The 12,054-nt window shown below is 60.8% G+C and carries 6 protein-coding genes and 4 pseudogenes; 4 read left to right on the top strand and 6 right to left on the bottom strand.

Translation table 11 applies throughout. From position 1 onward, the window contains the following. Positions 1-102 precede the first annotated feature (102 nt). Positions 103-327, bottom strand: a complete 225-nt coding sequence (locus tag HT737_RS02035; protein WP_047294538.1) for a YgdI/YgdR family lipoprotein — start codon at positions 325-327, stop codon at positions 103-105. A gap of 205 nt (positions 328-532) precedes the next feature. Here HT737_RS02035 and HT737_RS02030 point away from each other — a divergent pair, with 205 nt between their 5' ends. The 4 genes and pseudogenes from HT737_RS02030 to HT737_RS02015 all read left to right on the top strand — a co-directional run bounded on the left by HT737_RS02030 (position 533) and on the right by HT737_RS02015 (position 7,074). Further along, positions 533-2,185 (top strand): VRR-NUC domain-containing protein, encoded by a 1,653-nt coding sequence (locus HT737_RS02030; protein ID WP_182401214.1) that lies wholly within the window; start codon positions 533-535, stop codon positions 2,183-2,185. Further along, positions 2,182-4,473: pseudogene (locus HT737_RS02025) on the top strand (ATP-dependent DNA helicase). The gene HT737_RS02030 and the pseudogene HT737_RS02025 overlap by 4 nt, the downstream one beginning before the upstream one ends. A gap of 76 nt (positions 4,474-4,549) precedes the next feature. After that, a pseudogene (locus HT737_RS02020) lies at positions 4,550-6,471 on the top strand (PAS domain S-box protein). 66 nt (positions 6,472-6,537) lie between these two features. After that, on the top strand, positions 6,538-7,074 hold the full coding sequence (locus HT737_RS02015; protein ID WP_041064140.1) for a hypothetical protein: 537 nt from the start codon (positions 6,538-6,540) through the stop codon (positions 7,072-7,074). 55 nt (positions 7,075-7,129) lie between these two features. On the opposite strand, the gene HT737_RS02010 is transcribed toward HT737_RS02015, so the two are convergent. From HT737_RS02010 to HT737_RS01990, 5 genes and pseudogenes are all read right to left on the bottom strand, one after another. After that, complete coding sequence (locus tag HT737_RS02010; RefSeq protein ID WP_047294696.1) at positions 7,130-7,426, bottom strand: hypothetical protein; 297 nt, start codon at positions 7,424-7,426, stop codon at positions 7,130-7,132. A 187-nt stretch (positions 7,427-7,613) separates the two neighbouring features. Continuing rightward, positions 7,614-8,957 (bottom strand): sodium:proton antiporter, encoded by a 1,344-nt coding sequence (locus HT737_RS02005; protein WP_182401212.1) that lies wholly within the window; start codon positions 8,955-8,957, stop codon positions 7,614-7,616. A 36-nt stretch (positions 8,958-8,993) separates the two neighbouring features. After that, a complete protein-coding gene (locus HT737_RS02000) occupies positions 8,994-9,605 on the bottom strand; it encodes a Yip1 family protein (protein ID WP_182401210.1) in 612 nt (203 codons plus the stop codon). An 88-nt stretch (positions 9,606-9,693) separates the two neighbouring features. Continuing rightward, positions 9,694-10,543, bottom strand: a pseudogene (locus tag HT737_RS01995) (glucose 1-dehydrogenase). Positions 10,544-10,768: 225 nt separating this feature from the next. Then, positions 10,769-11,926, bottom strand: a pseudogene (locus HT737_RS01990) (MalY/PatB family protein). Positions 11,927-12,054 lie beyond the last annotated feature (128 nt).

Genomic DNA, 12,054 nt, shown 5'->3' with positions numbered 1-12,054 from the left:
GGAGCTGCCGGCAGGCTGCGATCTTTTTGATCTTTGTTTTTTTAAAGAGCAAAGRTCAAAAAGATCGCAGCCTTCGGCAGCTCCTACAGGTAAAGCGGGGTGTCAGTCTTCCTTGCGTACGGTCGCGACTTCGTCGGAACGGACTTTCACCTTGGTCCCGGAAATATCCTCGAACTCATAGAACCCGTCCTTGTTCTTGGTTTTCGGCATGTCCTTGGTCAAATACTGAGTGCCGTTCTGCAAGGTCACCACGGTCGGAGTCGAGCAGCCGGCCAATGCCAGAAAGGCTGCTACCGCCAGGGGAAGACCCAGAGTCTTGATGTTCATACCCACCTCAAATACCTCATTCCATATGAATTGACCGTATCCGGTCTCTAACGCGGTTGGTGCCATCGAACCGGGAAAAGTTCGACAGCACCCTGAAAAAATTCCGATTGTCGCTGCCATTGATCTTTTTCCGTTTGCACGCGACCGGCCAGAGCTGGTATCTGTACGCATAACCAGTACTCGCTCGCCATGGCCCTGAATTCCCGTGACTGCCAACCCACTCGACGATCCGTTCTATTACCTCAACAACTTCCGGCAAGTGCTTGATTGGCTTGGGCTTCGCTATGCCGATGTGATGAGCGAATCCGAGCATGGCTTCATCCGCGACTTCAAGATCCTGCCGCGCGCTTCGCAGGGGCTGCTGGTGCGCATGGTCATGCGCAAGGGCGTGCATTTCCGCCTCGGCAAACTCAACTACCCGGAAATCGGCGACATCAGCGACGCCGCGCAGCCATTGTTGAGTCACGGCTGGCTCGACGATCAGGCTCTGTTGAGCGTGGCCGAGGTGTTCGACGTGTTGCTCAAGGCTGAACTGCTGCAGGCGTTCGGCCAGTTCATCGAACAGCCCAAGGGTCGCAAGGACGACTGGCTGCCGGTGCTGGCCGGGCAATTCAGCCAATCACGCAGCCTTTGCGAATGGGCGCCGACGCTCGGCGACCGCTTGCTCAGCCTGACCATCATGGACCTGTGCGACCGTCTGCGTCTGATGTTCTTCGGCAACCTGTACCAGGACTGGTCGGAATTCGTCCTTGCCGACCTCGGCATCTTTACCTACGAAAAAGTCGAGTTCTGCGCCGACTCCCGTGGCCTGCGCAGCCGCGAAGACGTGGACGCCTGCCTGTTCCTGCATCAGTGCCAGCAACGCTTTGAAGCGGGTGAGCCGTTGGAAGCCATTGTCGAGCAGGTCAGCGCACTGCAATTCGACAACCCGTGGCTGCAACGGCGGCGCGGCAAGGTGCTGTTCCAGATCGGCCAGTATTGCGAACGCATCACTGAGTTCGCCCTGGCGCTGAGCATTTACCGCGATTGCGCCTATCCCGGCGCCCGTCAGCGAATGATCCGCGTGCTGGAGCGCTGCGGCGAATACGCACTGGCGCTTGAGCTTGCGACGCTTGCCGAACAGGCGCCGGAAAGCGCCGCCGAACAGCAGAGCCTGCAACGGATGCTGCCACGGCTGCGGCGCAAACTCGGCGGGCCACCGCTCAAGCGGGCAACGCCACGCCCGGTCGAGCGCCTTGATCTGCAACTGCCGCGCACTGATCCGGGATTGTCAGTGGAGTTCTACGTGCAGGCGCATCTGCACGAAGACAGCGGCCCGGTGCATTACGTCGAAAACAGTCTGATCAACTCGCTGTTCGGCCTGTTGTGCTGGCCGGCGATTTTCGCACCGTTGCCGGGGGCGTTCTTTCATCCGTTCCAGCGCGGGCCGGTGGATCTGCTCAATGAAGATTTTCAGCAACGCCGCGCCGAACTGTTCCAGGCCTGCCTCGACCAGCTCGACGACGGCCGTTACGCCGCAACCATTCGTGAGCGCTTCGTCGCCAAATGGGGCGTGCAGTCACCGTTCGTGTTCTGGGGCGCGTTGAACGAGCAACTGCTGGAGCAGGCACTGGCGTGTTTGCCGCCCCAGCACCTCAAACACTGGTTCAATCGCCTGCTGCTCGACATCAAGGCCAACCGCACAGGCATGCCCGACCTGATCCAGTTCTGGCCGCAGCACAAGACCTACCGGATGATCGAAGTCAAAGGCCCGGGTGACCGCCTGCAGGACAACCAGCTGCGCTGGCTGGAGTTCTGCCACCAACACCAGATGCCGGTCGCCGTGTGCTACGTGCAATGGGCGGAGCAGAGCGCTTGAGCTACAGCATTGCCGTCCGCGCGCTGTGCGAGTTCACCGCCAAGACCGGCGACCTCGACCTGCGTTTTACCCCTTCGCCGACAGCGCTCGAAGGCATGCTCGGGCACCGTACCGTGGCTTCGCGGCGCAGCGATAAATACCAAAGCGAGGTGGCGCTGGAAGGCGAGTTTCTGCAATTGAAAGTCAGGGGCAGGGCGGACGGCTACGACCCGGCGCAGAACTGCCTGGAAGAAGTCAAAACCTATCGCGGCGACCTCAGCAAGCAACCGGCCAACCACCGCCAGTTGCATTGGGCGCAGGCGAAAATCTACGGCTGGCTGATGTGCCGCAAGCTTGAACTTGAACAGATCAACCTGGCGCTGGTGTATTTCGACATCGTCAGCGAAAAGGAAACCTGTCTGGTCGAGTCCTTCAGTGCGCCAGTCTTGCAGGACTTTTTCGAACAGCAATGCCGGTTGTTCCTGAACTGGGCCGAGCAGGAAATGGCCCATCGCGAGGCGCGCAATCTGGCCGCGCAGCAATTGGCCTTTCCCCATGCCGACTTTCGCCCCGGCCAACGGCATCTGGCCGAATCGGTGTTCAAGGCGGTCAGCACCGGCCGTTGTCTGATGGCCCAGGCGCCCACCGGGATCGGCAAGACCCTCGGCACGTTGTTCCCTCTGCTCAAGGCGCTGGCGCCGCAGCAACTGGACAAGGTGTTCTTCCTGACCGCGAAGACCCCGGGGCGCAAACTGGCGCTGGATGCCAGTCAGGTGTTGTTCGATCAATCGCAAAACCTGCCGCTGCGTGTGCTGGAGATGGTCGCCCGGGACAAGGCCTGCGAATACCCGGACAAAGCCTGTCACGGTGAATCCTGCCCGTTGGCCCAGGGCTTCTATGATCGACTGCCCGCCGCCCGGCAAGCGGCCAGCCGGATCAATCTGCTCGATCAGGCGGCGATGCGCGAAGTGGCCCGACAGCACACGGTTTGCCCGTATTACCTGAGCCAGGAGATGGCGCGCTGGGCCGACGTGGTGGTAGCGGACTACAACTATTACTTCGATTTCAGTGCGCTGCTGTTCGGTCTGGCCCAGCTCAACCAGTGGAAAGTCGCGGTGCTGGCCGATGAAGCGCACAACCTGGTCGAACGCGGGCGCTCGATGTACAGCGCCAGTCTCGATCAGGCCGCGCTGGCCAGCGTACGCAAGTCCGCCCCCGAAGCCTTGAAGAAATCCCTGCAACGGGTCAACCGCGAGTGGAACGCGCTGCATCAGCCGCAACTGGCGCCGTATCAAGCTACGACAAAGCCCCGGAGAAACTGCTGCAAGCCGTGTCCCTGTGCAGCGCGGCCATTGGCGATTACCTCAATGATCATCCGCAGGGGCTCGACAGCGCGCTGCAAACCTTCTATTTCGACCTGCTGCAGTTTGGCCGGGTCGCAGAGCTGTTCGACGAGCATTACCTGTTCGACATCAGCAAGCGCGACCTCGAGCGTAAACGACCGCTGTCGCAACTGTGCCTGCGCAACGTGGTGCCGGCGGCGTTCCTCGGCCCGCGCCTGAAAGCGGCGCGCAGCAGCGTGCTGTTCTCGGCGACACTGAGCCCGCGACGCTATTACGCTGATCTGCTCGGCACGCCCGCCGACACGGTCTGGATCGATGTCGAATCGCCGTTCAGCGCCGAACAACTGCAGGTGCAGATCGTCAGTCGTATTTCCACGCGCTTCAATCATCGGCAGGCGTCGCTGGAACCGATCGTCGAGCTGATTGCCCGTCAGTTCAGTGAACGCCCGGGCAATTACCTGGCGTTCTTCAGCAGCTTCGATTACCTGCAACAGGTACTGACGCTGCTTGCCGAGCGCCATCCGCAGATCAAGCTGTGGCAGCAGTCCCGGGGCATGGCCGAAGGGCAACGACAGGCCTTTCTCGATCAGTTCACCGCCGAGAGCCAGGGTATCGGCTTCGCCGTGTTGGGCGGTGCGTTCGGCGAGGGCATTGATCTGCCGGGGGCACGGCTGATCGGCGCGTTCATTGCGACTCTGGGGCTGGCGCAGCTCAACCCGGTCAACGAACAGTTGAAACGACGCATGGCGGGCGATTTTCGGTGCCGGTTACGACTACACCTATCTGTATCCGGGCGTGCAGAAAGTGGTGCAGGCTGCCGGGCGGGTGATCCGTACGCGTGAGGATCGCGGCGTGGTGATGCTGATCGATGACCGCTTCGCCGAACCCCGGATCCAGCAACTGCTGCCACGCTGGTGGTCGCTCGGCACAGACTCCTGCGCAACGAGTACTTTGATCACGTCGTGAATTGACGCGCGTTTGCACCTTCCCATGGCGCCGGATTGCCGCATACTTGCGCTAATGAAAACCAGCGGTGAACCTGATGAGTGACAACCCGAGCAAAACTGCCGCGATCGAGGAGATGCGTTTCCGTCTGTTGATCGATGCGGTGGTCGATTATGCGATTTACATGATCGATCCGGACGGCATCATCACCAGCTGGAACACGGGCGCCAAACGCTTCAAGGGCTACGAGAAGCAAGAAATCATCGGCGAGCATTTCTCGCGTTTCTACACCGAGCAGGACCGCGCGGCAGGCTTGCCGCAACGGGCGCTGGATACCGCAATCCGCGAGGGCCGATTCGAAGGCGAAGGCTGGCGCGTTCGCAAGGACGGTACGCATTTCTGGTGCCATGTGGTGATCGACCCGATCATCGATCCGGACGGCACGCTGCTGGCTTCGCCAAGATCACCCGCGACCTGACCGACCGCAAAATGGCCGAAGAAACCCTCAAGCAAAGCGAGCAGCAGTTCCGTCTGCTGGTGCAGGGCGTCACGGACTACGCGCTTTACATGCTCAGTCCGGACGGTCGGGTATCCAACTGGAATCAGGGCGCCCAGCGGATCAAGGGCTATCGACCGGAAGAAATCATCGGCGAGCATTTCTCGGTCTTCTACACCGCTGAGGACCGCGAGCGCGGCGAGCCGCAACGGGCGCTGGAAATCGCGGCGCGGGAAGGGCGTTTCGAAAACAAAAGCTGGCGAGTGCGCAAGGACGGCAGCCGATTCTTCGCCCATGTGGTGGTGGATGCCATTCGTGGCGAGACCGGGACATTGCTCGGCTTCGCGAAAATTACCCGTGACGTGACCGAGGTCCATGAATCGCAGCAGGCGCTGGAGAAAACCCGCGAGGCATTGCTGCAGGCGCAGAAGATGCAGGCCATCGGTCAGCTCAGCGGCGGCATTGCCCACGACTTCAACAACCTGCTGACCGTGATCCTCGGCAACCTGGAGATTGTGCGCAAGCGTGTGGGTGACGACCCGAAAATCAATCGCCTGCTGGAAAATGCCGCACAAGGTGCGCTGCGCGGCGTCTCACTGACCCAACGCATGCTGGCCTTTGCCCGGCGTCAGGAACTCAAGACCGAACCGGTCGACATTGTGCACCTTGTGCAAGGCATTACCGGGCTGTTGCGCAGTTCGCTGGGGCCGGGGATCAGTATCGATACCTCACTGCCCGCGGGACTGGAACCGGTACTGGCCGATGCCAATCAACTGGAACTGGCGGTGCTCAATCTGGCAACCAATGCCCGCGACGCCATGCCCGATGGCGGCAGCGTGGTGATCAGCGCCCGGGCGGAAGTCGTCCTTGAACCGAGCGATTCGACCCTGGCGGCGGGACGTTATGTGTGCCTGAGTCTGCGCGACACCGGCGAAGGCATGGACGAGCACACGCTGGCCTCGGCCCGGGATCCGTTTTTTACCACCAAAGGCCTGGGCAAAGGCACCGGGCTGGGGCTGTCGATGGTGCACGGATTCATTGAGCAGCTCGGTGGCCGTTTCATCCTCAAGAGCGAAAAGGGACAAGGCACGACAGCCGAACTCTGGTTACCGGTCGCGGCGGAAGGCGCACAGGCCCCACGGGTGCAGCCAGGCAGCGAAGCCATCACGGTGCCACGCCTGAGCGTGCTGGTCGTGGACGACGATTCGCTGGTGTTGACCAGCACCACGCTGTTGCTCGAGGACCTTGGCCATCGTGTGGTCAGCGCGACTTCCGGTGCCAGGGCGCTGGCGTTGTTCGAGCAGGGCGAAGTCATCGATCTGATGATCACCGACATGGCCATGCCGCAGATGAGCGGCGCGCAATTGGCGCACGCAGTGCGTCTGCTCAAACCGGACCTGCCGATTGTCCTCGCGACCGGTTACGCCGAACGTCTGGAGGGTTTTGCCGCGCAATTGCCGCGTCTGCCCAAGCCGTTCACCCAGCTGAACCTGATGGAAATCATTGCCCGGTCGATGAAGTGAATCCGCCTGAACTTGTCCGGGGCAGGGGCCTTCTAACAGGTTTCCCCGCCCCGGAGCGCGCGTCCCTTGCCTCGCATACTGACTCAGCCCAGCGCTGAAGAGCACCTGACCGAACACGATGCCAAGATGTTCGGCTCACCCAAGGAACGGCTGGATTTCTATCGCAAGGAAATCCAGTACGAAACCAGCATTCTGGCCAACCGCACCGATGCCTATCTGGCCGCGCAGTCGTTTCTGGTGATCGCGTTTGCTTCGTGCATGTCCAACCTCAACCCCGAGTGGGGCAAATTGTTCACGCTGGTGGTGCCGCCATTCCTGGCGCTGCTCGGGCTGCTCAGCTCGCTCAATGCGTGGCCGGGAATTCGTGCCGCATACGACATCATTGACCACTGGCATTACAAACAGAGCGAGTTGTTGCGCAGCGAACCGATCATGGGCATGGCTTACGACGAGTCGCCACTGTTCAGCGAGATGGAGTCCAGCCATAAGGGCTATCGCAAATCGCTGTTGTTTTCGGTGCGCACGCCGTGGATTTTCGCCACGTTCTGGATCCTGCTGGGCGCTTATGCGGTGTTCATTCAGGTGACCAACCCCGGGGGTTGAGCGCCGCCCAAAGAAAAAAGCCCGGACTTCGCAGCCGGGCTTTTTCTTGTGCGCTTTATTCGACGGTTTCAAGCTGCCGACGCAATGCCTGCGAGTGATGCGGGGACATCGGAATTGGCGGAAAGTCCTCGTTGAGGACACACAAGTGATCGATGGCTTCTGCGAACTTCGCATCGGCTTTGCGGCGCATTGCTCGATAGTGCTCAAACTGCTCAAGGTCGAGATTGTCCGCCTCAAGCAGCTCGTAAGCGGCGCGGTTGAGGGCGTGGGCATCTTCGAACAGTTGACGATTGCGTTCCAGGGCCAAAGCCCTGCAAGCCTTGATTTGTGCCGGATTCGAGCATTCTTTCATGACCGTGACCTTGTTATCCAAAGATTCCTCTTCATGGGCTGCAAGCCGCAGGGGAACCGAACCTGCCGGACCTCGCCGAGTGCATCCAGCGAGGGGTTATGGTTGTGACTGCCGGAATCTGGAGAGGGATCCATTTATTTTCAGAAAAAACTTCGATGAATTTCCCAAGATAATCCCACCGGAAAAATCAGTTTTTTCGTTTCTGCCGTTGCTCGTAGCGCGCCAGCAACGGCTGCGTGCTGATGCCATGCAGCAAAATGCTCAGTGCCACCACCGACAAGGTGATGTGGGTGCACAACGTCGCGACTGAAGGACTCAGACCATGGTTCAAGGCATAAAACAGATAAAACAGACTGCCGATTCCGCGAATGCCGAACCAGCCGATCAACAGGCGCTGACCACCGTCGAGCAAGTTACCCCATGGCATCAGCGCGACGCAGAGCGGACGTACCACGCAGAACAGCACCGCGCCAATAACTAACGCCCGCCAGTCCCAATAGGGCACCAGCACCACGCCGAGCAGCGTTACCAGAAACACTTCCATGGCCCGTTCCACCAGGCTGCCGAACGAGAGCATGTCGCCCATCATGATGCCGGCGGCGACCTGACTGCTTTCCAGTTGTTCGGTGTCACCGTGCACCGCGTTCTGCGGTTCGATGTTCTGATGGCCCACCACCGGTTGCACCAGATGTTCGGCCGGCGGTTGGCTCGCGCCGGTGGATTTGACTTCCTCCTGGCGCAAGCCGAGGCCGGCAGCGAACACCGACAGAAAACCATAACCGCCAATCGCCTCTGCGCCGACGTAAGCCAGAGCAATCAGCGACAGCGCCAGGTAATCATTCGGGCTCAGGGTGCTGTCGTCGTTACGAATGCGCAGCGACAGGGTCAACCGACCGATGCCGCGACCCATCCAGTAACCGCTCAGCAGTCCGACCGGCACCGCCCAAAGCAAATCATGCAGCAGCCAATCTGCCAGTGCGCCGGGTTGCGCGTCGGCCTGCAACAACAGCAAACCGAGCATCACGAACGGAAACGCGATGCCGTCATTGAGCCCGGCTTCGCCAGACAGGCCAAAGCGCACGCTGTCAACATCCCGTGCATCGTTGACCTGCACCAGCGCTGCCAGCACCGGATCGGTCGGCGCCAGCATCGCCCCGATCAGCAGCGACGGGCCCCACGACAGTTGCAGGCCCCAATGCAGCAATACGCTGACCCCGGCGATGGTCAGCACCATCACCGGGCCGGCCAGCCCAAACGCAATTCGCCAACGCTTGTCGCGCAGTGGCAGGCGCAGCTTGAGGCCGCAGACAAACAGCGAAAACAGCACCGCCACTTCCGTGAGGTGTTCCATCCACACCGAGGCGTTTTCCAGTGACAGTTTCAGCAGGTCCAGACCGCTGGGGCCGATGCCGATCCCCAACAACAGGCACACGGCCGAAGTGGTGACCGGCATCCAGCGCAGGTACGACGAGGTCAGCGCCAAGGTCAGCAACACGGCACCCAGTACCGCGACCCAGATGGCAAAGCTCATCTTTGTTCGTCCAATGACGATAGCGTTGGCACCCGGTTAACCAACGGTCGTTCGCAGGTACTCGGGCGAGAGCACGTTGAACCACAGCAGAATCATCGACACCAGAATGGTCACCATCACCAGCAGGCCGACGCCCCAGACGCAAGCCGAGTACAGCAGGCCCTGTTCCTTGCGTTCATGCATAAACGTCGGCAAGCCAACGAACAGCAAGAACGTCGAATACACCGAAGCGGCCCCCAGTACCAGAATCGCCAGCCAGCGACTCGGATAGAGGCCGGCGATCCCAGCGACGAAGAACGGTGTCACGGTATAGGCGGCAAAGCCGATGCACTGGTTAAACGTGGGGCGCGCGTCGAACGTACGCGACATCCAGCGGATGAACCCGCCGATGACGGCGACCCCGGCGACAATCGCCACATACAGCAGAATGCTCAGTTGCAGTGCACTGGCGGTGCTCAAGCGTACTGTCTCGCCAGCTGCCAGACTCCAGCCGACATAGGTGGTGCCGAGGAACAGACACACGGCGGGAATCAGCGCCAATAGCAACAGATGCGCCAGATAGTGACGGGGATGGGCCTCTTCCTCGCGGCGGATGTCGGTCCAGGCGAAGTTGGGCTGGGTGAAGAGTTTGATAAGAGGGGCGGACATGACGACCTCCTGATCCTGCGGACCGGTTGGGGCTGTTACAGGTATGGAGGGACGTCATGCCGCCAGGTTCAGTTTTTTCTTGCGCCGCTCAGAGCATCGGCTTGCCGCCGGTCACGCCATAGCGCTGCCCGGTGATGTAGCTGGCTTCATCCGAGGCCAGCAGCACGTAAATCGGCGCCACTTCCACCGGCTGCCCCGGTCGGCCAAGCGGGGTGTTGCCACCGAAGTTCTGCACTTCTTCATCGGGCATGGTCGAGACGATCAGCGGCGTCCAGATTGGTCCGGGGGCCACGCAGTTCACGCGGATTTGTTTCGGCCCGAGGATCTGCGCCAGACCGCCGGTGAAGTTGGCAATCGCGCCTTTGGTGGTGGCGTAGGCCAGCAGTGTGGGTTTGGGCATGTCCGAGTTGATCGAGCTGGTGTTGATGATTGAAGCGCCGGGGCGCATGTGTTTGATCGCCGCCTGGCACAGGCGGAAAATCGCGGTGATGTTGACGTCGAAGGTCATCACCCATTCGTCATCGGGGATTTCTTCGAAGGTTTCGTGGGTCATCTGGAACGCGGCGTTGTTGACCAGAATGTCGATGCGCCCGAAGCGCTCAACGGTCTTGTCCACCAGTTCCTGGCAATGGGCCTTGTGCGCGAGGTCGCCGGACAACAGCAGACACTGGCGGCCCGCCTGTTCGACCCAGCGCGCAGTCTCTTTGGCATCTTCATGCTCATTCAGATAAGCCACGACCACGTCAGCGCCTTCACGGGCAAAGGCAATCGCCACCGCACGGCCGATGCCGCTGTCGGCGCCGGTGATCAGCGCAATCTTGCCGGCGAGCCGCCCGGAACCGACGTAGGTCTGCTCGCCACAATCGGGGTAGGGCTGCATGTTGCTTTGCGAGCGGCACGGCTTGAGCTTGTTTGGGGAAGGGTGGTTTTGGGTTAATCGGTCATCACAAATCTCCGAGGTTCTCAGGGCGGGTATGGGCGGTTGACCCGGACGGTTTGCCGTGAGTTCGATCGGATTTGCGCTGGATTTTTTTGGCGATGACAATGCAAAACCCTGTGGGAGCGAGCTTGCTCGCGAAGGCAGAGTGTCAGCCGACATCAATGTTGACTGAACCACCGCATTCGCGAGCAAGCTCGCTCCCACAGGGGGATCTACTGTGGATTCAGGTATTGCGCTGGGTCAGGGCATGCTCCATGCGGCGGATGCCTTCTTCGAGCAACGACCGCGGGCAGCCGAAGTTCAGGCGCACGAACTGTTGGTGCTGATCACCGAAATCCAGTCCGGCGCTGAGGCCGACTTTGGCCTGTTCGAGGAAAAACTGCTGCGGGTTGTCCAGGTCCAGCGCCGAGCAATCGAGCCACGCCAGATAGGTCCCTTGCGGCACATTGAGGGTCACGCCCGGCAAGCGGCTGCGCACCGCATCCACCAGCCAGTCACGATTGGCCTGCAGATAGGTTTTCAGTTCGGCCAGCCACGGCGCACCTTYGCTGTAGGCGACGCGGGTGGCGTTCCATGCCCAGCGGGTTGACGCTGTCGACCATGCCGCAACGGGCGTGGTTGACGCGCTCGCGCAGGGCGGCGTCCTGGATGATCATGAACGAGGTCTTGAGGCCGGCAATGTTGTAGGCCTTGCTGGCCGACATCAGGGTGATGGTGCGCTTGGCGATTTCCGGGCTCAGGGAGGCGGTCGGAACGTGCACGCGGCCGTCGAAGCACAGCTCGGCGTGGATCTCGTCGGAGATGATCCAGGCGTCATGCGCCAGGCAGATGTCGGCGATATCCGTCAGCTCTTGGGCGCTGAACACCTTGCCGATCGGGTTGTGCGGGTTGCTCAGGAGCAGCGCACCGCCATTGGCCAGGGACTGACTCAACGCATCCAGCGGAGTGGCGTAGGTACCCCCCGGCCTGGGCGACGAATTCCAGCTCGACCTTGTTCAGCCCCCCAATGCCCCGGCGCGTGACGCAACGGCGGATAGTTCGGCACTTGCACCACGACGTTCTGCTGCGGCTGCACGAGGGCTTTCAAAGCCATGTTGAAACCGGATTCAACGCCCGGCAGAAAGATCAGCTCCTGCGGTTTGACCTGCCAGGCGAACTTGTTCCACAGGTCGGCGACGATGGCTTCACGCAGGTTGTCCTGCGCCACGCTGTAGCCCACCAGCGGGTGCAACAGGCGTTGCTGCAATGCCTCGATGATCACCGGCGGCGCGGCGAAATCCATATCCGCGACCCACATCGGCAAGACATCGGCCGGGTAGCGGCTCCACTTGGTGCTGCCGGTATTGTGGCGGTCGAATACCTGATCAAAATCGAAAGTCATGCGCGGTCTCGTGAAGGCGGGGTTGGTTCTGGGCGCCATTCTAAGCCCAACGCGACCCCTGTGGGAGCTGGCTTGCCAGCGATGGCGTCGTCACTGTCGCTATTAGTGTTGACTGATCCACTGCTTTC

This window comes from Pseudomonas sp. MD195_PC81_125, from assembly GCF_014060985.1.
Lineage (GTDB): Bacteria > Pseudomonadota > Gammaproteobacteria > Pseudomonadales > Pseudomonadaceae > Aquipseudomonas > Aquipseudomonas parakoreensis.
Note: the sequence above shows the minus strand (reverse complement) of the source record. Positions and strands in the feature narration are given on the sequence as shown.